Annotated in this window: 23 protein-coding genes; 14 read left to right on the top strand and 9 right to left on the bottom strand. The window is 41.3% G+C overall.

The window, feature by feature from the left end; genetic code table 11:
• The first annotated feature begins 153 nt into the window (after window positions 1-153).
• From FTV50_RS11510 to FTV50_RS11500, 3 genes are all read left to right on the top strand, one after another.
• Entirely contained in the window at window positions 154-1,056 is a 903-nt protein-coding gene (locus tag FTV50_RS11510) for a DMT family transporter (RefSeq protein WP_180021141.1), read from the top strand.
• A gap of 230 nt (window positions 1,057-1,286) precedes the next feature.
• Window positions 1,287-2,228 carry a cation diffusion facilitator family transporter gene (locus FTV50_RS11505; RefSeq protein WP_180024486.1) on the top strand — a complete coding sequence of 314 codons (942 nt, stop codon included), beginning with the start codon at window positions 1,287-1,289 and terminating at the stop codon, window positions 2,226-2,228.
• Window positions 2,229-2,288: 60 nt separating this feature from the next.
• Window positions 2,289-3,344: an MBL fold metallo-hydrolase gene (locus tag FTV50_RS11500; RefSeq protein WP_180024485.1), complete on the top strand. Its 1,056-nt coding sequence runs from the start codon at window positions 2,289-2,291 to the stop codon at window positions 3,342-3,344.
• 81 nt (window positions 3,345-3,425) lie between these two features.
• Here FTV50_RS11500 and FTV50_RS11495 read toward each other — a convergent pair whose 3' ends face one another.
• Window positions 3,426-4,946, bottom strand: a complete 1,521-nt coding sequence (locus FTV50_RS11495) for a catalase (RefSeq protein ID WP_111884100.1) — start codon at window positions 4,944-4,946, stop codon at window positions 3,426-3,428.
• Window positions 4,947-5,973: 1,027 nt separating this feature from the next.
• Between FTV50_RS11495 and FTV50_RS16860 the strand changes: the two genes are divergently transcribed.
• A complete protein-coding gene (locus FTV50_RS16860; RefSeq protein WP_180024484.1) occupies window positions 5,974-6,375 on the top strand; it encodes a hypothetical protein in 402 nt (133 codons plus the stop codon).
• 488 nt (window positions 6,376-6,863) lie between these two features.
• Here FTV50_RS16860 and FTV50_RS11485 read toward each other — a convergent pair whose 3' ends face one another.
• The gene (locus FTV50_RS11485) at window positions 6,864-7,472 is read right to left on the bottom strand and encodes a TetR/AcrR family transcriptional regulator (RefSeq protein WP_180024483.1); all 609 of its coding nucleotides are present in this window, start codon (window positions 7,470-7,472) and stop codon (window positions 6,864-6,866) included.
• A 91-nt stretch (window positions 7,473-7,563) separates the two neighbouring features.
• Between FTV50_RS11485 and FTV50_RS11480 the strand changes: the two genes are divergently transcribed.
• Complete coding sequence (locus FTV50_RS11480; RefSeq protein ID WP_180024482.1) at window positions 7,564-9,225, top strand: acyl-CoA dehydrogenase family protein; 1,662 nt, start codon at window positions 7,564-7,566, stop codon at window positions 9,223-9,225.
• A 193-nt stretch (window positions 9,226-9,418) separates the two neighbouring features.
• Window positions 9,419-9,604: a hypothetical protein gene (locus tag FTV50_RS11475; protein WP_180024481.1), complete on the top strand. Its 186-nt coding sequence runs from the start codon at window positions 9,419-9,421 to the stop codon at window positions 9,602-9,604.
• 1 nt (window position 9,605) lies between these two features.
• Here FTV50_RS11475 and ptsP read toward each other — a convergent pair whose 3' ends face one another.
• Complete coding sequence (gene ptsP, locus FTV50_RS11470; protein ID WP_180024480.1) at window positions 9,606-11,900, bottom strand: phosphoenolpyruvate--protein phosphotransferase; 2,295 nt, start codon at window positions 11,898-11,900, stop codon at window positions 9,606-9,608.
• 77 nt (window positions 11,901-11,977) lie between these two features.
• Complete coding sequence (locus tag FTV50_RS11465; RefSeq protein WP_180024479.1) at window positions 11,978-12,457, bottom strand: RNA pyrophosphohydrolase; 480 nt, start codon at window positions 12,455-12,457, stop codon at window positions 11,978-11,980.
• Window positions 12,458-12,638: 181 nt separating this feature from the next.
• Between FTV50_RS11465 and FTV50_RS11460 the strand changes: the two genes are divergently transcribed.
• The 3 genes from FTV50_RS11460 to FTV50_RS11450 all read left to right on the top strand — a co-directional run bounded on the left by FTV50_RS11460 (window position 12,639) and on the right by FTV50_RS11450 (window position 14,198).
• Window positions 12,639-13,295, top strand: a complete 657-nt coding sequence (locus FTV50_RS11460) for an HAD family phosphatase (protein ID WP_111884093.1) — start codon at window positions 12,639-12,641, stop codon at window positions 13,293-13,295.
• Window positions 13,296-13,385: 90 nt separating this feature from the next.
• Window positions 13,386-13,859 (top strand): DUF2628 domain-containing protein, encoded by a 474-nt coding sequence (locus tag FTV50_RS11455; RefSeq protein WP_180024478.1) that lies wholly within the window; start codon window positions 13,386-13,388, stop codon window positions 13,857-13,859.
• 96 nt (window positions 13,860-13,955) lie between these two features.
• The gene (locus tag FTV50_RS11450) at window positions 13,956-14,198 is read left to right on the top strand and encodes a DUF2789 family protein (RefSeq protein WP_078189726.1); all 243 of its coding nucleotides are present in this window, start codon (window positions 13,956-13,958) and stop codon (window positions 14,196-14,198) included.
• A 619-nt stretch (window positions 14,199-14,817) separates the two neighbouring features.
• Here FTV50_RS11450 and FTV50_RS11445 read toward each other — a convergent pair.
• A complete protein-coding gene (locus tag FTV50_RS11445) occupies window positions 14,818-15,681 on the bottom strand; it encodes a LysR family transcriptional regulator (RefSeq protein WP_078189725.1) in 864 nt (287 codons plus the stop codon).
• A gap of 469 nt (window positions 15,682-16,150) precedes the next feature.
• Here FTV50_RS11445 and FTV50_RS11440 point away from each other — a divergent pair, with 469 nt between their 5' ends.
• Entirely contained in the window at window positions 16,151-16,360 is a 210-nt protein-coding gene (locus FTV50_RS11440) for a hypothetical protein (RefSeq protein ID WP_180024477.1), read from the top strand.
• Between the two features lie 128 nt (window positions 16,361-16,488).
• Here the strand turns inward: FTV50_RS11440 and FTV50_RS11435 are convergent, their stop codons facing one another.
• Window positions 16,489-16,725, bottom strand: a complete 237-nt coding sequence (locus tag FTV50_RS11435) for a DUF2061 domain-containing protein (RefSeq protein ID WP_111884090.1) — start codon at window positions 16,723-16,725, stop codon at window positions 16,489-16,491.
• A 356-nt stretch (window positions 16,726-17,081) separates the two neighbouring features.
• On the opposite strand from FTV50_RS11435, the gene leuC reads away from it, so the two are divergent.
• From leuC to leuB, 4 genes are all read left to right on the top strand, one after another.
• A complete protein-coding gene (gene leuC / locus FTV50_RS11430; protein ID WP_180024476.1) occupies window positions 17,082-18,530 on the top strand; it encodes a 3-isopropylmalate dehydratase large subunit in 1,449 nt (482 codons plus the stop codon).
• Window positions 18,531-18,629: 99 nt separating this feature from the next.
• Window positions 18,630-19,280 (top strand): 3-isopropylmalate dehydratase small subunit, encoded by a 651-nt coding sequence (gene leuD, locus FTV50_RS11425; RefSeq protein ID WP_078189721.1) that lies wholly within the window; start codon window positions 18,630-18,632, stop codon window positions 19,278-19,280.
• Between the two features lie 109 nt (window positions 19,281-19,389).
• Window positions 19,390-19,953 carry a hypothetical protein gene (locus FTV50_RS11420; RefSeq protein ID WP_180024475.1) on the top strand — a complete coding sequence of 188 codons (564 nt, stop codon included), beginning with the start codon at window positions 19,390-19,392 and terminating at the stop codon, window positions 19,951-19,953.
• 41 nt (window positions 19,954-19,994) lie between these two features.
• A complete protein-coding gene (gene leuB, locus FTV50_RS11415) occupies window positions 19,995-21,074 on the top strand; it encodes a 3-isopropylmalate dehydrogenase (protein ID WP_078189719.1) in 1,080 nt (359 codons plus the stop codon).
• A gap of 74 nt (window positions 21,075-21,148) precedes the next feature.
• Here leuB and FTV50_RS11410 read toward each other — a convergent pair whose 3' ends face one another.
• The 3 genes from FTV50_RS11410 to infA form a co-directional block, all read right to left on the bottom strand.
• Window positions 21,149-21,595 (bottom strand): hypothetical protein, encoded by a 447-nt coding sequence (locus FTV50_RS11410; RefSeq protein WP_257223912.1) that lies wholly within the window; start codon window positions 21,593-21,595, stop codon window positions 21,149-21,151.
• Window positions 21,596-21,709: 114 nt separating this feature from the next.
• The gene (locus FTV50_RS11405; RefSeq protein ID WP_078189718.1) at window positions 21,710-22,084 is read right to left on the bottom strand and encodes a hypothetical protein; all 375 of its coding nucleotides are present in this window, start codon (window positions 22,082-22,084) and stop codon (window positions 21,710-21,712) included.
• Window positions 22,085-22,232: 148 nt separating this feature from the next.
• The gene (gene infA / locus FTV50_RS11400) at window positions 22,233-22,454 is read right to left on the bottom strand and encodes a translation initiation factor IF-1 (RefSeq protein WP_001284370.1); all 222 of its coding nucleotides are present in this window, start codon (window positions 22,452-22,454) and stop codon (window positions 22,233-22,235) included.
• Window positions 22,455-22,507: the final 53 nt, after the last annotated feature.

Below are 22,507 nucleotides of genomic sequence, written 5' to 3'. Positions count from 1 at the left end.
ATCGGTGGCATTCATACCGCCTCCAATTTAGTTGATAAAGTGGAGAGCAATAATTGGTCTTAAACTTTATTAGTTACTGGTCTTACGAGTAGTTCCAGATCTGAATAGTGGGTTTCAGGTTAAGTCGTTAGAACAATCAAATTTGAGAATGAAATGAAATCTTCACTGCCGCTGACGGCAAGTATATATGCTCTTTTGGTACTGATTTGGGCGACGACGCCGCTCGCGATTGTGTGGAGTGTACAGGAAATACATCCGATGTGGGTGTTGATTATCCGTTACTTCGGTGCATCTATTATTGCGCTGTTTTTGTTGAAATTGATGCGTGATCCTTTGCCGTTTGATGAAACCTCATTAAAAAGTTATGTGGCAGGGAGTTTGAATTTGATTGGCGCACAGTTATTTATTTATCTGGCAGCCAATTATCTCACCTCTGGTTTAATGGCACTGATTTTTGGTTTTTCACCCTTAATTGCCGGTTTGATTGGCCATGTAATTTTAAAAACACATAAATTGGTCGCTTTGCAGTGGTTGGGCATGGCGGTTGCAGTGGGTGGTCTAACTTTTGTCTTTGCAGATTCTGCTGATAGCAAAGTCAATCCAATTGGCGTTGTACTGATGCTAATCAGTATGGTGTCATATATCAGTTCGATTTTTTGGGTGAAACAGATTAACGCACCGTTAAAACCGATGTCTCAGGCAACAGGTTCTCTGATTGTTTCTGCCTTGGGTTCGGTACTCATCATTCCATTTATTTGGCAGCATTTTCCAACCGAATTGCCAAGTGGCCGTGCCATGATAGGTTTTGTCTTTACCATGATCATGTCATCTATTGTGGCAATGCTGTGTTACTTCTGGCTGATCAAACGTTTGGCGGCATCAACGGTGTCACTCAGTAATGTGATGACACCTGTCATAGCATTGGTTTTGGGAGCGACGTTGAACAGTGAACATATTAGCTCCAATGCCTTTGTTGGAATCGTGGTCGTGATGTTTGGTATTGTGATGTACTTTTGGAAAGAGTGGCGCGAGCAATATTTTAATAAAGTACGTTGAACCGTGTACATCTACAGAATTATAAGGAAGCTGCGGCTTCCTTTTTTTTCTATACCTTTGCGCTAAAGAGCGTGTTTCACATTGAACATGATGGCATTGTCGAAACAATCGACAGTTGGTGTAAAAACAACAAAATAACAAACAACAGCTACAGTCAGTTTGAGTACTATGGAATGAGCTATAAAATCAAATAGATCTGTTTGATAAAAATAAATTTAGGACAATTTTAAATGTCTGAATCTAACAAAATCGTGGTATATGCAGCGCTCTTCGGCAATTTAGCGATTGCACTGGTGAAGTTTGTCGCTGCCTATATCACGAATAGTTCGGCCATGTTGAGTGAAGCTATTCACTCTGTGGTTGATACTTTAAATGAAATCTTACTGCTCTACGGTATGAAAAAATCGCAGCAGCCAGCAAATGCACGCCATCCGTTTGGCTATGGGAGAGAGCTGTATTTTTGGGCTTTTATTGTGGCGTTGATGGTCTTTGCTTTGGGTGCGATCGTGTCGATTTATCAAGGGATTAGTCATATTTATCACCCCGAAGAAATGCAAAATCCGATGATTAACTATATCGTATTAGGTATTGCGATTTTGTGTGAAGGGACCTCTTGGTTTGTGGCATTGAAAGCATTTCGTAAAATCAAAGGGAAACAGGGCTATTTTGAAGCATTTCGACGCAGTAAAGATCCGACGACATTTACCGTGTTATTTGAAGATTCAGCAGCGCTGATTGGTCTGTTTATTGCCCTGATCGGTATCTATTTATCACACGCGCTGAATATGCCAATGCTTGATGGTCTGGCATCAATTCTAATTGGGGTTGTACTCGCTATTTCAGCAATTTTACTTGCACGTGAGACTAAAGGATTGCTCATGGGAGAAACTGCTGACCCACAATTGAGGCATAATGTCTTGATGGTTGCAGAGCAAGATTCAGCAGTGCATTCTGCCAATGGGGTGTTAACAGAGCAGATGGGTGCACATCAAGTTTTGGCATCTTTGAGTCTTGAGTTTAAAGATAATTTAACGTCAGATGATATAGAAGCTTGTGTCAACAGAATTGAAGCACAAATTAAACAGCTTCATCCTGAAATTGTGGCACTCTTTGTCAAGCCTCAATCTCGGAAGGTTTGGCTTGAGCGCATGAAAGGTCGTCTTGATCAATAGGTCTGCGAGGTTAAATACTTTGCAAGGTTTGTCAGCATAGTGAATGAATTTTAAATACACATGAATCAAAAAACTCAATCAGCACAGTTTCAAATCAGTACTAAAAGCTGTATGAAACATACGTGGACGAAGCCTGTATTTGATTATCTGGCAACTGACCATTTTAATGGGGAAAAATTCTTTAATACCCTTCAAAATCCAGATGCGTTTACGCGTAAAGATATGCTGAAATGGATCATGACGCGTAAAAGCGATACATGGAAAGTAGATCGTGAGCAAGAATACCAACAGTTTTTTGCTTCTTCGCGTAGCATTCCACACAATCGGCCATTGGCTAAAATGGATGATTGGTTGGTTTGGTTTGTCGGACATGCGACGGTCTTGATTCAAATTGGGCCATATAATTTTTTGACCGATCCTGTATGGGCGGAGTATGCAGGCCCACGTCAAGGGACTGGACCACGACGTGCTTGTCCTGCAGGAATTGCCTTAGAAGAATTACCTACAATTCATGGGGTTTTACTAAGCCATAATCATTATGATCATATGGATTTAGCAACCTTGAATTGGTTACATGAACAATTCGCTATGCCGATTTATACTGGTTTAGGCAATGCTTATTATTTACCCACACATTTCAATGTCATTGAACTTGATTGGTGGCAATCGGAAATGTTTGAAGATTTGCGTATCGTTTATACGCCTGCACAGCATGGTTCAGGTCGTGGTTGGCGAGATCAAAATCATGCCTTATGGGGAGGTTTTTCCATCGTGCATAGTACAGGACATTTCTTCTTTGCTGGAGATACGGGTTATGCCGCACATTTCAAACAAATCCATACACGCTTAGGTGCACCCCGAGTAGCGTTATTACCGATTGGAGCTTATGAGCCACGTCGTTTAATGAAATATTTGCACATGAATCCCGAAGAAGCTTTTCAGGCGCATAAAGATTTACAGTCAAAATGTTCATTGGCAATGCATTATCGGACTTTCCAGTTGACTGATGAAGCTAGAGACCAACCTGAACATGACTTACATCATGCAATGCGAAAAACATCAAAGTTAATGAATCCATTTTTAACCATGCATGAAGGCAAAAAATTGATTGTTTAAGGATTAATAGAAGGTAATTGGAATATTTAATGCCAAGAAAAAACCACCTTAAAAGGTGGTTTTTTTATTCAAAGATAAAACTTAAAGCAAGCCTGGATTACCTTGAGCTGGATCAGTTGCACGAGCAGCTTGCGCATCCGCTACAGTTAAGCCTAATGCTTTTGCAACACCTTCACCATAAGCTGGATCACATGCGTAACAGTTACGGATATGACGGTATTTAATGAAGTCGAGTGCATCGCCCATTGCGCCAGCAGTGTTATTAAACAATGCTTGTTTTTGTTCATCATTCATTAAGTTGAATAATGCACGTGGTTGACTGAAATAGTCGCTGTCATCTTCACGATAATCCCACAAGTCAGCATCACCAGTAATTTTCAATGGTGGTTCTTTGTATTGTGGTTGCTCTTGCCATTGGCTGAAGCTGTTTGGTTCATAATGCGGTGTTGCACCATAGTTACCATCCATACGGCCTTGACCATCACGACGGTTGGAATGAACAGGGCAACGTGGTGCATTTACAGGAATTTGGTAATGGTTTACACCCACGCGATAACGTGCAGCATCAGCATAGTTGAATAAACGCGCTTGCAGCATACGGTCAGGTGAAAAACTAATGCCCGGCACCAAGTTACTTGGTGCAAAAGCGGCTTGTTCAACATCTTGGAAATAGTTTTCAGGGTTACGGTTGAGTTCGAATTCACCCACTTCAATCAACGGATAGTCGCCTTTAGGCCATACTTTGGTTAAATCAAATGGGTGATAAGGTACTTTTTCTGCATCAAGTTCAGGCATGATTTGAACGTACATTTTCCATTTTGGAAAATCGCCGCGTTCAATTGCATTGAACAGATCGGTTTGTGAGCTTTCACGGTCTTTGGCAATAATCGCTTCAGCTTCAGCATCGGTTAAGTTTTTAATGCCTTGTTGAGTGCGCATGTGGAATTTAACCCAGAAGCGTTCATTATTGGCATTAATAAAACTGAAAGTATGGCTACCAAAACCATGCATATGACGGTAACCATCTGGAATACCGCGGTCAGACATCACAATAGTAACTTGGTGTAGAGCTTCAGGTAGTAAAGTCCAAAAATCCCAGTTATTAGTTGCACTACGCTTATTGGTTTTAGGATCGCGTTTCACTGCTTTATTTAAGTCAGGGAATTTACGAGCATCACGTAGGAAGAAGACAGGGGTGTTATTACCAACTAAATCCCAGTTACCTTCTTCAGTATAGAATTTAAGGGCAAAACCACGAATATCGCGTTCTGCATCTGCAGCACCACGCTCACCCGCTACGGTAGAGAAACGAGCAAAAAGTTCAGTTTTTTTACCAACTTCTGAGAAAATTTTAGCGCGGGTATATTGGGTAATATCGTTGGTCACGGTAAACGTACCGAAAGCACCAGAACCTTTGGCATGCATACGACGCTCTGGAATTACTTCACGAACGAAATTACCGAGTTTTTCATTAAGCCATAGGTCTTGGGCAAGCAAAGGACCACGTGCACCTGCCGTCATACTGTTCTGATTATCTACAACAGGAGCACCAGCATCAGTTGTTAGGTGGGTGACAGGACATTTTTTAACGTCGTCGCTCATTGAGTATCTCCATTATTATAATCATGTATTAAAGTTGGGAGTTATAACCTTTAAATTGATAACACGCTCAACAGCACATGACATTAACCGTTTTGTTAATTCATTTTAAAGTGACAATGTGACAACAGTTTTTCTCTCATTCTAAAATTTTTCAAGCAGCAATCAATCGAAGATAAGTCATAAAACTGTAGCCGTTAAAAGCTTAAAAATCTTTATATACTTATTGACTCTAAAGCTTTCTGTGGCTTTTGACAAATGGAAAAATAGTTTTGTATAAATGGTTAATTCGATTGATTAAGTTATTGAATTTATATTATTTATTTATATATTTTGTTTTAATATTTTATCCATGAATTAAACTCAAATATGTTGCTATGATAGGTAGAAGAGGACGAACTAATTAAATCCATATTTTTATTATGGATTTTGGCCTTAATATAGGTTTTCTTAGCTGATTCTAGTTAATGAAAGACATTTTTGAGCTATTAATATTGGAGAGTTTTTCAACATTAAAGACATTATTTAATACTTAAAATAAGCTAAAAATATAGCTGAAGAAATATTGGCAAGTGGTCTAAGTTGTTTTAGAAAATTGTAAATAAATTTTTATGGGGTGATGCTAGTTGGCACACCTATCTTTATTGTTGTCAGGTCAGGTGTTGTCACTCCAGCGTGAATCGATTCCTACATCATATCAACATACAAGGTAACCTTACATGATTGCATATCGTAGTTGGGGGGTAATGGCGAACCCATTTTGATCTCGGGATATATTTTACGCCCAAAAGGATAAGCACTTAAACAAGACTGGAACGTATTGGCATGAGCACATGGCACGACTGTGTGGCTGATACAAGTGCTCCTTCAAGTGATTATACAATGGGCCTGTATATAGTTTGCAACTAGTCATAGATGATGCAATCGACAGTTGTTTGAGGCATGGCTATGTAGTGGTTGCAACAGATTATAAGGACTGGGTAAGCCAAAACTGCACCCTCATATGAATGTAGTCAGTTAAGTTTATAATGTGGTGGATTCTGTACATGCACTGCATTCTTGGAAGCCGTGGCAATTTAATAAAGACTGGATGGTGATGGGGCATAGTCAAGGTGGTGCAGCTGTGATTGCGGTTGCAGCTCAGGGACAAAAAGATGCGCTTGAATTGAATCTTAAAGCTGCAATACCCTTGGCACCGGGTGGTTATCAATATGAATGTATTGCTGAATACGTAGAAACCAATCCAAATCCAGATACCAATGTAGCGGCATTTTTCCCAATCGTGTTGTTGGGAGCAGCCGCAGCAGATCCATCGATCAATGTAAATCAACTGGTTAGTCCAGATATGCGGTCTTTATTAAATCAGGCCCGTAAACGCTGTTTGTCAGAACTACAAACTGAGTTAAAACAAGCACCTCAGCCAATCTTTTAAAAAATTCAGACTTAAGGCCATCCCTAAGCTATTTAAAACGGCAGTCGATTGAATATATGACCCTAACCGTAACACTGATGTTTGTTTAAGGCGCCGCAGACCATTTGTTGATCACCTTGGTACTCAAAGTTATTACGAGAAAATGTGCAAATAAAAAATTGCCAGTAGTTATCAGGCGATCCCAAATGGCTATCCTCGGGGTGCATTAGGCCATAGTCCAAAATATACGGCTGAATTTTTAAAGAGCTTACAACTGGCCAGCATTGCAAAGGCGTATAAATGAGATAAGTAAGCTGGCAATAAAAGCTTAACTTCTAAAGCACTTTTATTGAAGGATGAACCAAGTGATGAATGATTTTCTTCTACCGTAAAAATGAATTTCCTAAATATCTAAAATAACTGGTTTAAGAGCCGGTTTTTTTGTAAATAACATGACTTTATTTTATTCACCGATGCATTTGAAACGTCATTAGACTTGTCCGCGAAGTCTAATCGCGCAACATATGAATTATATCTCGCTTTAATTCATCCCATTCAGTAAAGTTGGGTACGATCAACAAGCTTTGCGACACAAAGCCATAACACACTCTTTGTATATTTAAAGCCATTGGCTTGAGCTTTTCCTCGTTATTTATAAAAGGCTTAAGCATGTGTTGCCACATTTGCACCATCATGACATAACTTTTACGGTAACTTTCAATATCTGAAATCCGCCGTTCCAATAAAAACACCTGGGACCATAAAAACTGCTGCGCTTGAATTTGCTCAATTTGAAAGTGGATGATTTGCTGTAAATACTCTTGAAAATCCAAATCTGTGGATAACTTGATCAGCGATTGTGCATAAGTTTTCATCTGTTCGGCATTGTGTTTCACATGCAAATGAATGGTTAGCGCAATCAAATCTTCCTTCTTAGAAAAATATTCATAAAATGTCCCTAAGCCAACGCCTGCAAGGTCGGTAATTTCACGAATGGTAATTTTGTCGGCAGGGCGCTCATGCAAAAGCCGAACAAAACTTTCCTGTAAGGCTTCTTGGGTGAGCTTTGCACGTGATTGACGAGGCTTACGCCGTATCTGAATGGCTGAATTCTTCATATTGTTAAGCGCTGAAAACCGAACGTCTATGCTTTAAATTTTCTCTATACTGAAATGAAAAGCCAACAAGAACAAGTGGAAAATATAGACGATGAATACATTAGAACAGCCATGGATGACGCATCAAATCAGCAACCAATTTGATGAACTAGAAAACTACAATCTATTTTCAAGCGATACGGTTTTACATGAAATCTTAAAACGCTGCAGCAGCCATGATCAGCCGACTTTATGCGAAATGGGCAAAGTGGCAGGTTCGAGTGAATACTTTCAGCATGGGGCTTTAGCCAACAAACATACCCCAATTTTACATGCCTTCGATGCGCGAGGCCGCCGTACTGACTTTATCGAGTTTCATCCTTCATGGCATAAATGGATGGGACTCAACCGCCAGTTTGATACCCATGCACATCCATTTAATCAGCCAAATTCCAAGGCAAAATGGGTGGAATGGGCAGCACGTTTTTATTTAGCAGGTCAGGTCGAGTGCGGCAATTTATGTCCAAATTCAATGACACTCGGCAGTATTCCACTCATTCAGCGTGAACCTGAACTGTGGGCCAAAATTGGAGAGAAACTACTATCGACTGAATATGATGAACGCGATGTACCGATTGCGCAGAAAAAGTCGATTTGGCTCGGTATGGGCATGACTGAAAAGCAGGGCGGTTCAGATGTACGTGCTAATGAAACTATAGCTGTGCCTATGGCAGAAACAGGACGAGGCAAAGCTTATTTGCTGACAGGGCATAAATGGTTTTTCTCTGCACCAATGTGTGATGCGCATTTGGTGGTGGCAAAAACCGAACAAGATGGCTTGGCTTGTTTCTTTGTGCCACGTTGGTTGGAAGATGGCACGAAGAATAATATTCAGGTGCAACGCCTAAAAGAAAAAGTCGGTAACCGCAGTAATTCAAGCTCGGAAGTCGAATTCAAAAATGCGTGGGGCATTATGATTGGTGAGGCAGGGCGTGGCATTCCAACCATTATTGAAATGGCGAATTACACCCGTCTGACCTGTTCGGTCGGTTCGAGCGCCATGCTGCGTCAAGCTTTGGTGCAATGCATTGCCTATACCCGTCAGCGTCAGGCTTTTGGTAAACATTTGATTGAACAACCCTTAATGCGTGCAGTTTTGGCAGATTTGGCTTTAGAGAGTGAAGCAGCGACGCAGCTCAGTTTCCATTTGGCGCAGTGCTATGAATCAGATGATGCCTTGTCTGTGGCATGGAAACGCATTATGACCCCAGCAGCTAAGTTTTGGATTTGTAAACGTGCAGTCGAACTAACTGGTGAGATGATGGAAGTCTTTGGTGGTAATGGCTATGTCGATAACGGCATCATGGCGCGCATTTTTAAAGAAGCACCTGTGAATACCATTTGGGAAGGTTCAGGCAATGTTATGTGCCTAGATGTGCTGCGCGCGATTGGGCGTGATCCTGAATCTATTGAGGTGCTGTTTAAAGATTTGGCCAGTACAGTAAGTACAGATGAAAGCTTGCAAACAGAATTGCAGGACTTGTTCAGGTTGTTCCATCAATCGCCTGAAGATTTACAATTTATGGGGCGCAGTTTGGTCAGTCGTTTAACGGTACTTGCACAAGCGGTGTTATTGAAACGCTATGCGCCTGATTATGTAGCAAATGGTTTTATTCAAAGCCGTTATAGCGCTAAACACGGGCAAGTGGTGGGGATGTTGGATGCCAAAATGGTCGATGTAGAGCGTTTGTTGGAACGGGCTTTCGCAAGTTAAATACAATGTATTTCCCTCTCTTAATGGGAGAGGGTTTTGGAGACGGGAATAATGTGGGAAAACAATTTTTTATGGACATGGGACTAACGACGCTGTATCAAAAAGCCATAGGAAAGTGCTTGAAAAAATCTAAAAATAGACCAATATATGCACTACAGCACGAAGGTGCTGTATAGGCAAAAGGTGAATGCAAATGGCAAAGAAAAAAGTCCTGCCAGAAGTTGAAGTTCGCAACTTCGTGGCAAAACACATGAATGATTTTAACAAAAGCCAAACTTTTGTAGATCGAAAGAAAAATGCAAAACGTGGCTATGCAAAGCACAAAAAAGGGGGATATTCGAATGATTATCTCCCTTTTTATTGGTCTGTATTTTTATAATTTAACTGACTATTCGTGTCGCTGATTTCACCATATCACCTAGACCATGAGTCTTAAAGTAATACTCCATTAAGCTTTTCACCATCAGTGGATTATTCATGCTTAAGGCACGATCCAAGAGCTCTTTTGCATCTGGCATCGGCACATGGCAGATGGCTTTACGAACTTTCAGGATATTACTCGAACTCATCGATAGGGTATTAAAGCCCATTGCCATCAATAAAATAGCGGTGAGTGGATCACCAGCCATTTCCCCACAAATACTAATCGGCTTGTCGTATTTATGACATTCTTGCACCAAACGAGTCAGCGCACGAAGGACGGCTGGGTGTGAGTGTGAATAGACATTGGCAACACGTGGGTTATTACGGTCAACCGCAAGTAAATATTGGGTTAAATCGTTTGATCCCACTGAGAAGAAGTCAACCAATTCAGCAAATTCATCGATCTGTAATAGCACACTCGGCACTTCGACCATGATGCCGATTTTGGGTTTAGTAATTTTCACCTGTTCTTCTTCTTGCACCGCTTGCCAGTCACGATCGAGCAAATACAACGCTTCTTCGACTTCGCTGACACTGGTCACCATCGGCAGCAAAATATGCAAGTTGTTCAGGCCAATACTGGCTTTGAGCATTGCACGAATTTGGGCTGAAAAAATCTCAGGATGATCAAGGGTAAAGCGAATCCCACGCCAACCCAGTGCAGAGTTTTCTTCTTCAATCGAGAAATAAGGCAGGTCTTTATCTGCACCAATATCGAGGGTACGCATCACCACTGGTTTATTGGCAAAATGACTGAGCTGTTGACGGTAAATCGCCCGTTGTTCTTCTTCACCTGGGAAGCGATCACGCAGCATAAATGGAATTTCAGAACGATATAGGCCGACACCTTTGGCACCACGTTGTACACCGCGAACCACATCGATCATCAAGCCGGTATTTACAAACAATCGAACTGCAACACCATCTGGGGTGATGGCATCTTTGGTTTCGTATTGTTTTAGGTCTTTGGCAATTTGCTCTTCTTCTTTTTGAATTTCTTTATAACGTGTGCGTAAACGACGAGGGGGATTGATGAATACACGACCTTGATGTGCATCGACGATCATTTCAACATCATCGAGGGTGTTAATCGGCAGTTCAGTCACGCCGACTACAGTAGGAATGCCGAGAGCACGCGCTACAATCACCATGTGTGAGTTCATGGCACCTTCAGTGGTCACAATCGCTGCGATTTTATCGACTGGGAGTTCAACCAAAGCAGCTGTAGAAATTTCCTCACCAATTAAAATACTTTCATCGGTGATTTCACGGTGACTAGCATCTGCTTCTTGCAAAAAGGCCAAGATACGACGCCCTAGATCTTTTAAATCTGAAACACGTTCACGGAGATAGTCATCTTCCATTTGTGCAAAGAGCGCAATGTGTTTATCAATGACAATGCGAACAGCACCTTGTGCCCAGTTACCGTCGCGAATTTCACTTTTGATTTCCGCGGGGAGGGCATTGGCATCGAGCATCCGTAAGAACACGCTAAATAATGCCCGTTCTTCAGCCATGAGGGCATCTTGCATTTTTTCATCAAGCGACTGAATTTCTTGGCGAACTGCGTCTATGGCATTGTCGAGTAATTCGAGTTCCTCACTAATGTCATCGGCTTCACGATCAGGGACTGACGCCAAGTCAGCAGGTGGATATAGGATAACTGCCCGACCTAGGGCAATACCGCCTGAACCTGAAATGCCTTGGAAGGTTTTGTACGCTGGCAGATTATTCGGCTTACGAAAGACTTCGATATTGCCGACGGCATGTGCATGGGCAATCACCCCTGAAAGTTGAGCGCATAGGGTCACGAGGAAGGATTCGGCAGCTTCGCTAAAGTCTTGAGGTTCTTTGTTTTGAACCACCAAGACACCCATAACTTTACGGCGATACATTACCGGAACACCGAGGAAGGAATTGTAAATTTCTTCCCCGGTTTCTGGCAGATACATAAAGCGTTCGTGTTTGGGAGCATTGTCTAAGTTGACGATTTCTTCACGTTGTCCAACTAAGCCGACCAAACCTTCACTGGTATGCAAAGAGACATGCCCAACGGCTTCAGGGTTTAAACCCTTAGAAGCCATCAGTAAATAACGATGGTTTCGTTCATCAAGCAAGTAGATTGAGCAGACATCCACATGCATGGCTTCTGCCACTTGATTGACCATTATGTCTAAAGATTCATGCAAACTGGCTGACGCATTAATCTCTTGGACTATGCGTCTTAATGTATCCAGCTGCATGTTCGACATCGTGTCTGCTCCAAAATTTATTCTGCTTTATTTATAACAACACTCATCCTAAAAATCTGCATCCATTCAGCAAATTTTTACGGCTTTTGTGGAAGCTGACTGCAAAGTTCCACCATGGCTTTACGATATACATCGCGTTTAAAATTCACCACTTGTCCCAATGGGTACCAGTAGCTGACCCATTGCCATTGATCAAACTCAGGTGGATCTGACAAATCCAGCTGAATATGCTGTGCTGAAGCTGTCAGTTTCAATAAAAACCACTTTTGCTTTTGACCAATACAAACGGGGTCTGAATCCGTACGTATATACCGATGTGGCAAACGATAGCGCAACCACCCTTGGGTTTGTGCTATCACCTGGACGTGTTCGGGCAGTAAGCCAACTTCTTCTCTCAGCTCACGGTAAAGTGCCTGTTCGGGGGTTTCTCCATGTTGGATACCTCCTTGTGGAAATTGCCAGGCATTGTGACCAATGCGCTTTGCCCATAAAACTTGTCCAATGTCGTTTGCCAAAATGATCCCGACGTTGGGTCGGAAACCTTCTGAATCGATCATTTGGCTACCTAAATATTGTGTAATTTATGACTTTGCTCACGGGGACGTTTATTTCTGTGTCCATCTCGAAAAAGCAAAGTGTAAAAATGTTAAAATTGTTATGATCTTAACGAATTTCTATCGACTAGCGGAGATAGATTTACAATTTTTTTCTTAAATTTCAGCTTTTACGAGTATTTTCATGAAATTGGCACTGTTTGACCTTGATCACACCTTATTAAATACCGACTCAGACCATTCTTGGGGGGAGTTTTTGGTCAATGAAGGCTTGGTTGATCCAATTCGTCATCGTGCCATGAATGACAAATTTTATGATGATTATAAAAAAGGCCAGCTTGACCCGATTGCCTATAACGAATTTGTATTTGAGTTTTTAACCCAACATGATAATGCCTACTTAACTGAGTTACATCAGTTGTTTATGAAAAAAGTTATTCGTGCGCAAATGCGTCCAGAGGGCTTTGCTGCCATTCAGCGCCATCAAGATGCAGGGCATCAATTGGTCGGGATCACCGCAACGTCTGATTTTATTACTGCACCGATTTTTCGTGAATTTGGTATTACTGAAATTATTGCGACCAATGCCGAAGTTGTGGATGGTAAATATACGGGTAAAGTGATCAATACTCCGTGCTATCAAAAGGGCAAATTAGTCCGTTTGAATCAATGGCTAGAAGGTCGTGATGTGACTGAGTCTTGGGCCTATTCAGATTCGATTAATGACCGTTTCCTGTTGGAATATGCCGATCATGCCTTTGCAATCAACCCTGATGACCGTTTAGAAGTCCTAGCAAAAGAACAAGGTTGGGACATACAAGACTGGTCAATTCAAGCCTAAAGATAAACATAAAAAAGCATCATTAGATGCTTTTTTATTCGGTCTCATTTTGATTAAACTTCGGCTCACTTATTTGAACTATCGCTCCATATGCAGACAGAAACTTCTTTTAAACATTTAATTCAAATCTTTATAGGGCCACGTGCTCATTCTTATTTAAAGTTCATGGAACAACAAGGTGGGCAGCACAGTAGCCTGAGTTGGGCTGGGCTAATTTTTGGGCCCTATTGGTTACTCTATCGGAAGATGTATCGCTATTTCTTCTTATTCTTTGCGGTTGGTTTTTTGATTAGCATGTTGGCGCTCATCATCGGTGTGCCTGAACAAGTCTTGATGGGGCTGTCATTGATTCCTAACGTCATACTCGCTGGGATCGGAAAGCGGCTTTATAGCGATTTTGCTGTGCAAAAGACCAAAGCCTATATGCAGCAGCCGAAATATAGTGAGCAGGTGTTTGCTGAAGAAGGCGGAGTAAACTGGGGACTGCCTTTGTTGTTGGTATTTATTCAATCTGTCGTGATGATTATGCTCAGTTTGCCTTTTATTCAATTTTCACCGCTGTAGAATTCTGTAATTGAGTGCGTGTCCGTTCCGTGTTATATCCTTAAAACAGAATAATTTTGTATCCATAAACAATAAGTTTTAACACGGAGAATGACAATGAGTGTACGTCCACGCATGACTCATCTATTTGAACAACTGGGTTTAGATTCGAGTGAAGACGCGATTGCTTTATTTATCGTGACGCATCAACTCAGTGCCCAAACTAAAATTACCGAAGCAGACTATTGGACAGATGCTCAGCGTCAGTTCTTGGCCGAAAAAATTAAGTCAGATGGTGAATGGGCGATTATTGTCGATCAATTGAATGAATCATTACATGAAGATTCGTTGACGAAGTAAAACTGACGGGTCTTCCTTGGTTTTTTTAATGGGATCGGCTGAAATAGGCGATCCCATTTTTACTGAAAAACTGATATTACGTACGTAAAAGTTATTTCGTGTTTTTAAAATGATTTTTAAGTCTATTCAACGAAGTCTTACATCTAGGAATTGAATAAATTGATTGGCCTTCGGCTGGAGGTACTTTTGTTTCGGCAAAAGTACCCAAAACCATTGTCATCCGCAAAACTCGTTTACTACCGTCTAATTATTCAAAGTATCGCAAAAACATTTTTGATGAGAAGTAGTCCTATCTCAAACACTTGCGGATGACCTTGCCGCGTATCGTTCTTATATTTGAATCAAATTGCACTTCTGATGTTACTGTATAACATCAGTGAAAAGAGGTTGAACTTTCACAATAAGTAAGAGCATCTATTGCTGACCTTGAGCCAAGCTACAAATATTGATGGCAGATTTGAAGGTCACTGCATTGTATATGATGACTATTCAACAAGGACTGTTCAACACTTGGCTAATCAAATCATTCGCTTTTTCTAGATGCTTAAACAGATGAATATAAAAAGCCACCATAGCGGTGGCTTGATTAATAATTGAATTTTGTAGGCAAAAAAATGAATTAGATGTGTTTCATCAATTCAACCAGCTTTTGTGCAGCAAGTGACTGAGTACGGCCTGGGTGCCATACCATGCCCAATTGACGATTCATGTTTGAAGGTAAATTCAGTTGTTTTAAATCTTGGTTCAATAATGTTTTAGGAAGGACTGACCAACCGAGACCAATTGAAACCAACATGCGAATCGACTCAAGTGAGTTATTGCTCATGGTGACTTTGGGCTTCAGGCCATACTTTTCAAACTCAGCCAAAGTAATTTGACTGGTATAGGTTTGCGCCGCAGGTAAAAGACTTGGGTATTGGATCAAATCTTCTAAGGTTAAATGTTCAACTTGCGCCAAAGGATGGAAAGGCGCAACCACGAATACCAATGGATCATTCCATGTCGTGATGTATTTTAAACGGCTGTCACCTTGTGGCGGTAAAGTCAAAAAAGCCAACTCTAAGTCGCCAGCTAAAACTTGCTCATGGGCTTGTTCAGAATCAACAAAGTGTACATCTAAGGTCACTTCTGGAAACTGTTGTACATATTGACGCAAATGCGCCGGTAAATGGTGTAAGCCGATATGATGGCTGGTACCAATTTTCAGTTTACCTTGAACCTGACCTTGCTCATGGCTGAGCGTATGGTGAATATCACCCAATTCATTCAGCCAGCTTTTTACTTTTGGCAAGAGAGAGTTTGCCGCATGCGTCGCTTGAACACCACGACCCGCGGATTCAAAAAGTTTGACACCGAAGTATTCTTCTAAACTGTGAATACGCTTGGTCACAGCAGGTTGCGTAATGAAGAGCTGATCTGCTGCCAAAGAGATCGAACCAGTTTCCATGACTTTTACAAAGGCTTCAAAGGCTGCGAGATTCATCTTCATTCCTATAAAGAATTTTTATGCGTAGTCTCATTGTTATAATATTTTAAGAATAAATCAAAGGAAAAGTTGTATCTTTTGATTTAAAACTAGGCGTTCAAGCCAGATGACGCTTTAAATCTGAGGGGATTTTCAGGGTTCAATAGTGTTATTTGAGTACTTGGTCACTGCATGATTTAAGATTGGGCTGTGACATTTTCAGCTCAAATGCGCTGTTACAAAGTTATTTTTTAAACCGAAACCAGAGTTATGCATAATATAAAAAATACAGGGCTGGAAAGTAATTCAACCGTTTGAATTAAAGAGGAGCGATGACGTTTCTTTTTAATTCAGTATTGAACTAAAACAAAAAAATGAACTCAAGTTTTGATGGCTTGGGGAACATACTTTTCAGTGAATAATTATAGCAACAGGTACAGTCATGGCTGCATCGATTAGCAATGTTGTACCTCACAGGGAGAAGGCGATGGATATTAAACACATTAAAAATTTATTGGATATTTTTGAAGGGACAGTCGAAAAGCGCTGTGCGATATATGAAATCGCAGATGATGAAGACGACGAAAACCGTGCAGCAGCGGAGTGTAATGCGGCAAAAAACAAACTGATTCTTGCGATAGAACAATTGGTTGAGGCGCATGATCAGCTGGCCTTACAGCAAAAAACCAAGCTTTGATGTTCTGTCTACAATTGAATCTATAGGATGAAATGAATAGAAAGTTAAAGTGGATAGAGTAAAAGAACGTTTTAAGGTCATTAAAAAAACCACCGTTATGGTGGTTTTTTACAAGGAGCAGGATTGGATTAAGCGGGGATATTTTCCTCTACAGCTTTATCTTTCTTTTCCCAGACTTTTTCATGGAAGAAAAAGGCAACCGCTTGAACAGTTGGTTCAAGTAAACTTAATGTAATGGCCATTGCAATACTGCCTGTCACGTAATAACCAACCAACATCGCAACCGTGATATGCATGATGTAATAGCTCAAGGTTTTTTTGAACATGCGCTGATTATTTTCGACGAACTTGTTAATGTGTGCCATGAGAATGCTCCTTGTTAAATTGATAAATCTTGGCAATGAGTTAATAATAATGATTCTTATTTGCAATGTAAAAGAGAAAATTCAATTTATGATCATTGAATTTCTAAATCACTGTTTAAAAATGGCAGAAAGCGATCAAAAAGTCGGAGAAAATTCTAAAGTTTCATCTGCTGAAAGTATTGAAGTGAGCGTGTTTTAAACGCATTAATGGTCTTTAAAATGCAGCGGAAATCAGCAGTTAAATATCATTCCAATAAGTTTTTAAACTAATAAAAATGATAAATTAGATTTATGTGAATACGTGGTTATAATCGATTTAACGAAAGAATTTACCCAGTCCAGTGGAGCAAATCGACATGGCAGGCGAAACCCAAAAAGCGGAAACCCAAACAAAAAAAACCTTGTATGACAAATTGTGGGATGACCATCTAGTAAAACAACGAGATGATGGCTCTTCATTATTGTATATCGATCGTCATTTATTGCATGAAGTGACTTCTCCACAAGCTTTTGAAGGTCTACAACTTGCAGGTCGTAAACCATGGCGTTTAAGCGCAAACGTGGCAACGCCAGACCATAACGTACCTACTTCTACTAAGGAGCGTGCTGAAGGTATTGCGGGTATTGAAGATGATACCTCACGTATCCAAGTGCAAACTTTAGATGACAACTGTAAAACTTTTAATGTTGCCCAGTTTGACATCAATGATGTGCGTCAAGGTATTGCACATGTAGTTGGGCCTGAACAAGGTTTAACGTTGCCGGGTATGACCGTGGTGTGTGGTGACTCACATACTGCAACGCATGGTGCATTTGGTTGCTTGGCTCATGGTATCGGCACATCTGAAGTTGAACATGTGTTGGCGACTCAATGCTTAGTTCAAAAGAAAATGAAGAACATGTTGGTGCGTGTTGACGGTCACTTGGGTCAAGGCGTAACTCCTAAAGACGTGGTTTTAGCAATTATCGGTAAAATCGGTACGGCAGGTGGTACAGGTCACGCAATTGAGTTTGGTGGTCAAGTATTCCGTGATATGTCGATCGAAGGTCGTATGACGGTGTGTAACATGGCGATCGAAGGTGGCGCGCGCGTGGGTATGGTGGCTGTCGATGACAAAACCATTGCCTATGTAAAAGACCGTCCATATGCACCGAAGGGCGAACAGTGGGATGCTGCAGTAGAATATTGGAAGACTTTAGTGTCTGATGAAGGCGCGCATTTTGATACTGTTGTGGTGTTGCAAGGTGAAGAGATTGAGCCACAAGTGTCTTGGGGGACTTCTCCTGAGATGGTGATTCCTGTATCTCAAGCAGTGCCAACTTTAGAACAAGCTAAAGATGACGTACAGCGTAATGACTGGACACGTGCATACAACTACATGGGCTTAGAAGCGGGTCAGGCATTGGCTGATATTCAATTAGACCGTGTATTTATTGGTTCATGTACCAACTCACGCATCGAAGATATTCGTGCAGCGGCTGAAGTGGTCAAAGGTAAAAAAGTGGCGGCATCGATTAAGCAAGCCATGGTGGTACCGGGTTCAGGTTTAGTCAAAGCACAAGCAGAAGCAGAAGGCTTAGATAAAATCTTAATTGAAGCAGGCTTTGAATGGCGTGAGCCGGGTTGCTCAATGTGTTTGGCAATGAATGCCGACAAATTGCAACCGGGTGAGCATTGTGCTTCGACTTCTAACCGTAACTTTGAAGGTCGTCAAGGTAATGGTGGTCGCACGCATTTGGTAAGTCCAGCAATGGCAGCAGCTGCGGCTATTGCAGGTCACTTTGTGGATGTGCGTACATTCTAGTTTAAGCCCTCATCCCAACCTTCTCCCTAAGGGAGAAGGAGTTCCCTCTCCTTTTAGGAGAGGGTTAGGGAGAGGTCACGGATTCAGTGAGAAATTAACATGAAAAAATATACCGTTGAACAAGGTATCGTTGCACCATTAGACCGTGCCAATGTAGATACAGATTTAATTATTCCAAAACAGTTTTTGAAATCTATTAAGCGTACAGGCTTTGGTGCCAACTTATTTGATGAGTTGCGCTATTTGGATGAAGGCTATTTAGGTCAAGACATTTCAAAACGTCCAATTAACCCAGATTTCGAATTGAACAAACCACGTTATCAAGGTGCGTCGATTTTGATCTCTCGTGCAAACTTTGGTTGTGGTTCGAGCCGTGAGCATGCGCCTTGGGCATTAGAAGAATATGGTTTCCGTACTGTCATTGCACCAAGCTATGCGGACATTTTTTTTAATAACAGCTTTAAAAATGGCATGTTGCCAGTGATCTTGTCTGAAGAGATCGTCGATCAGTTATTTAAAGAATGTGCTGCATCTGAAGGCTATCAATTAACCATTGATTTGGCTGCGCAAGAAGTACGTACACCGAGTGGTGAAGCATTTACATTTGAAGTCGATCCATTTCGTAAACACTGCCTATTGAATGGCTTGGATGATATCGGTTTAACTTTACAAGCAGCCGATGATATCCGTGCTTATGAAGAAAAAACCAAAGCATCTCGCCCTTGGGTATTTGCAGAAATTAAAGCTTAAGTCAGTGTCACTGTAGAACTTCTTAGTAGTCAGTCGGCTTAAGTCTTGTTAATATCAGGCGAAACAAAATTTATACGTTAGCCAGAATTTATCAGGTTGGGTTCGAAAAATGAAAAAGTTCTTCGGTCAGCTGGTTGTAACGGGAGCGCTGTTTGCAACGCTCTCTGCCTGTCAAAGCTTTGACACGGCACGCATTAAAAATGTGAAAGAAACTGAAAGTACAAACAATAATGCTTTGATTTACTGTGCAGGTACAGCGCACTGTGAATTTGAGCGTTTTGATCAAATACAAGTGGTTGATCCAAATAATCAACATGTACAACGTGCTGCGATTAAAGCAGGCATTGTACGGTTGAATGGTCGTTCATTGTCTGAGCCTAATCCTTTGTATTTGTCCGTACCTTCAGGTCAGCATGAAGTCGTGATTCGCTATTATCCAATTTCTCAGGAAAAAGCAGAGCGCTTGCATGTCATTCACAACTTTAGGTCCAAACACGAGTACACCTTTAAAATGTACCGTGAGCGTTCAAAAAACAGAGGCAGTTTACTGGATAAATCTGCGCCTGATCCGCTCTGTGTAGACTTAAAGCAAGGTGCAAAAACGATTCGACGTTTCTGCCGACCGTACAATGTCCTCACAGGACTTGGTGAGTTTGTAGAAAAGAAACTTTAAATCTGACTGGTAATCAAGCCAGCGTATAAATGGAAAGACTCATGTCAAAACATATTTTGATTTTACCAGGTGATGGTATTGGTCCTGAAATCGTGAAAGCGGCTGAACAAGTGCTGACACGTGTAAACGAGAAATTCAACTTAGGTTTGACTTGGGAACAAGGTCTTTTAGGTGGTGCAGCGATCGATGCGCACGGTTCACCTTATCCAGATGTAACAGCAGCACAAGCGAAGACTGCTGATGCGATTTTATTGGGTGCAGTGGGTGGTCCTAAGTGGGATACCATTGAGCGTTCAATTCGTCCAGAACGTGGCCTATTAAAAATTCGTTCAGAATTAAATTTATTTGCCAATTTACGTCCAGCAATTCTTTATCCGCAGCTTGCAGATGCGTCGAGCTTAAAACCTGAAATCGTAGCAGGTTTGGATATTTTGATCGTACGTGAGTTAACTGGCGGGATCTATTTCGGTCAACCACGTGGTATTCGTGAACTCGAAAACGGCGAAAAACAAGGTTTCAATACTGACGTATATGCTGAATCTGAAATCAAGCGTATTGCCAAAGTTGCTTTTGAAATGGCGAACTTACGTGGTGGTAAGGTATGTTCAGTGGATAAAGCCAACGTACTAGAAGTGACTGAGCTTTGGAAACAAACTGTAACTGCGTTAAAAGAAGAGCAGTATCCTGAAATTAACTTGTCTCATATGTATGTTGACAATGCTGCCATGCAATTGGTCCGTGCGCCAAAACAGTTTGATGTGATCGTGACTGGTAACTTGTTCGGCGATATCTTGTCTGATGAAGCGGCGATGTTAACCGGTTCTATCGGCATGTTGCCATCGGCTTCTTTAGATGAAAATGGTAAAGGTATGTATGAGCCTTGCCACGGTTCAGCGCCAGACATCGCAGGTCAAAACATTGCGAACCCATTAGCTACAATTCTGTCTGTTGCTATGATGCTACGTTATACCTTCCGTGAAGAAGCGGCGGCAAAAGCGATTGAAGATGCAGTAGGTAATGTCTTAGATCAAGGTTTACGTACAGGTGACATCATGTCAGAAGGCAGTACTCAAGTCGGTACTGTTGAAATGGGTCAAGCTGTAGTTTCTGCATTGAACTAATGGCGAATCAAAAAACGCAGCGTTTATGCTGCGTTTTTTTGTGCCTAGAAATTATCAATCCTAGAATTGATGCGCTAACAGGTGCGACCAGTTAATCGGACATCAGTTGCAATATTATGCTTTATGCGAAATTGAATAAGGCAGTTTAATTCAACCTCATAGCGTGTATTTCCACTGGGAATCGGCACAGCAGCGCCGCTGCCCATGCGCATCGCAGGATTTTCCGCCATCGGTAAAGGAATACTGATCGGGCGTGTAACACGATAACGAAGGTAGTCTGAACTGACCTCTACGGGAGAGGTTCTTTGATAGCCGAGTTTGCTGAGATTAAGTTCTGCTTGAATCGTTTGGCTCGATTGACCAATAAATGAGGCTAAATAGCGTTCACGTTCAACGGAGGATATTGTTGATGTCGTGGTACAACCAGCCAACCATACAATGCTTAGAACGCATCCCATGCTCAATATTGGGCGAATAAAACGCTGATCTATGTAAACCTGATGTTCTAAAATAAATTCCATGGGTCAGTTCCTCACGAAATAAATTCAGTTTAGTCAGTTCGGTCTGTATAACACTGTAGTCATTTGATACACGGTCATCCGAGCAAGATTAGCCTCTAGGATTCTCATGCAGGATCAACAAGCTCTGCCAACATAGTCAATGGATTCAACTATTTGATTGCGTAATTTGAACTCGATTTTACATTCCATATCGACAGTGACACCACCTTTAGACGGCGTTGGGATAGGGGCGCCCATGGCTATACTGGTGCCGATATTTGGTGTACCAATCGGGATTGGCATCGAGCGTAAAATGGTATAGCTAAGTTTTTCGTTGCTTTGTACGGGTGCTCCCATCACTTTATAGCCCAATTGACTCAAGTTGAGCTCTTTACGAACTTGATCAGCTGGCTGTCCAATATAGTGTTGTAGGGATTGATTGAGTTGCTTTTGGCCTGTCGTGGCGCAAGCAACACAAAAGATAGCACCGACTAATCCTAGATGTTTCATATGATTTTATGTCCTTATATTTTGAATTTTATAATCGAATTTTTATGTTTTTAAACTGTAAAGCAAATTTGCAGTCAATTTTTATCATTATATTGAAATAAATACAAAAAAAGCCACTGATAAAGTGGCTTTTTCGCTTCGCTAAAACTTAGCGCGCACGGTAAGTGATACGACCCTTAGTCAAATCATAAGGTGTCATTTCTACTTTAACACTGTCGCCAGTCAAAATACGGATATAGTGTTTACGCATTTTGCCAGAGATGTGAGCAATCACTTCATGACCGTTTTCTAAACGTACACGGAACATAGTATTAGGAAGCGTCTCGGTGACAACGCCTTCGAACTCGATGAGTTCCTCTTTATTGGCCATAGCCTACCTGAATGAATAAATTAGCAAGGCGCAAATTATAGTCAATTTTTTTT

Source organism: Acinetobacter sp. YH1901134 (genome assembly GCF_013416965.1).
GTDB lineage: Bacteria > Pseudomonadota > Gammaproteobacteria > Pseudomonadales > Moraxellaceae > Acinetobacter > Acinetobacter amyesii.
Note: the sequence above shows the minus strand (reverse complement) of the source record. Positions and strands in the feature narration are given on the sequence as shown.

Bases quoted from the DNA above. Each gene is read 5' to 3' on its own strand.
- FTV50_RS11510 (WP_180021141.1), top strand. From the start codon at position 154: ATGAAATCTTCACTGCCGCTGACGGCAAGTATATATGCTCTTTTGGTA.
- FTV50_RS11505 (WP_180024486.1), top strand. From the start codon at position 1,287: ATGTCTGAATCTAACAAAATCGTGGTATATGCAGCGCTCTTCGGCAAT.
- FTV50_RS11500 (WP_180024485.1), top strand. From the start codon at position 2,289: ATGAATCAAAAAACTCAATCAGCACAGTTTCAAATCAGTACTAAAAGC.
- FTV50_RS11495 (WP_111884100.1), bottom strand. From the start codon at position 4,946: ATGAGCGACGACGTTAAAAAATGTCCTGTCACCCACCTAACAACTGAT.
- FTV50_RS11485 (WP_180024483.1), bottom strand. From the start codon at position 7,472: ATGAAGAATTCAGCCATTCAGATACGGCGTAAGCCTCGTCAATCACGT.
- FTV50_RS11480 (WP_180024482.1), top strand. From the start codon at position 7,564: ATGAATACATTAGAACAGCCATGGATGACGCATCAAATCAGCAACCAA.
- FTV50_RS11475 (WP_180024481.1), top strand. From the start codon at position 9,419: ATGGCAAAGAAAAAAGTCCTGCCAGAAGTTGAAGTTCGCAACTTCGTG.
- ptsP (WP_180024480.1), bottom strand. From the start codon at position 11,900: ATGTCGAACATGCAGCTGGATACATTAAGACGCATAGTCCAAGAGATT.
- FTV50_RS11465 (WP_180024479.1), bottom strand. From the start codon at position 12,457: ATGATCGATTCAGAAGGTTTCCGACCCAACGTCGGGATCATTTTGGCA.
- FTV50_RS11460 (WP_111884093.1), top strand. From the start codon at position 12,639: ATGAAATTGGCACTGTTTGACCTTGATCACACCTTATTAAATACCGAC.
- FTV50_RS11455 (WP_180024478.1), top strand. From the start codon at position 13,386: ATGCAGACAGAAACTTCTTTTAAACATTTAATTCAAATCTTTATAGGG.
- FTV50_RS11450 (WP_078189726.1), top strand. From the start codon at position 13,956: ATGAGTGTACGTCCACGCATGACTCATCTATTTGAACAACTGGGTTTA.
- FTV50_RS11445 (WP_078189725.1), bottom strand. From the start codon at position 15,681: ATGAATCTCGCAGCCTTTGAAGCCTTTGTAAAAGTCATGGAAACTGGT.
- FTV50_RS11440 (WP_180024477.1), top strand. From the start codon at position 16,151: ATGGATATTAAACACATTAAAAATTTATTGGATATTTTTGAAGGGACA.
- FTV50_RS11435 (WP_111884090.1), bottom strand. From the start codon at position 16,725: ATGGCACACATTAACAAGTTCGTCGAAAATAATCAGCGCATGTTCAAA.
- leuC (WP_180024476.1), top strand. From the start codon at position 17,082: ATGGCAGGCGAAACCCAAAAAGCGGAAACCCAAACAAAAAAAACCTTG.
- leuD (WP_078189721.1), top strand. From the start codon at position 18,630: ATGAAAAAATATACCGTTGAACAAGGTATCGTTGCACCATTAGACCGT.
- FTV50_RS11420 (WP_180024475.1), top strand. From the start codon at position 19,390: ATGAAAAAGTTCTTCGGTCAGCTGGTTGTAACGGGAGCGCTGTTTGCA.
- leuB (WP_078189719.1), top strand. From the start codon at position 19,995: ATGTCAAAACATATTTTGATTTTACCAGGTGATGGTATTGGTCCTGAA.
- FTV50_RS11410 (WP_257223912.1), bottom strand. From the start codon at position 21,595: ATGGAATTTATTTTAGAACATCAGGTTTACATAGATCAGCGTTTTATT.
- FTV50_RS11405 (WP_078189718.1), bottom strand. From the start codon at position 22,084: ATGAAACATCTAGGATTAGTCGGTGCTATCTTTTGTGTTGCTTGCGCC.
- infA (WP_001284370.1), bottom strand. From the start codon at position 22,454: ATGGCCAATAAAGAGGAACTCATCGAGTTCGAAGGCGTTGTCACCGAG.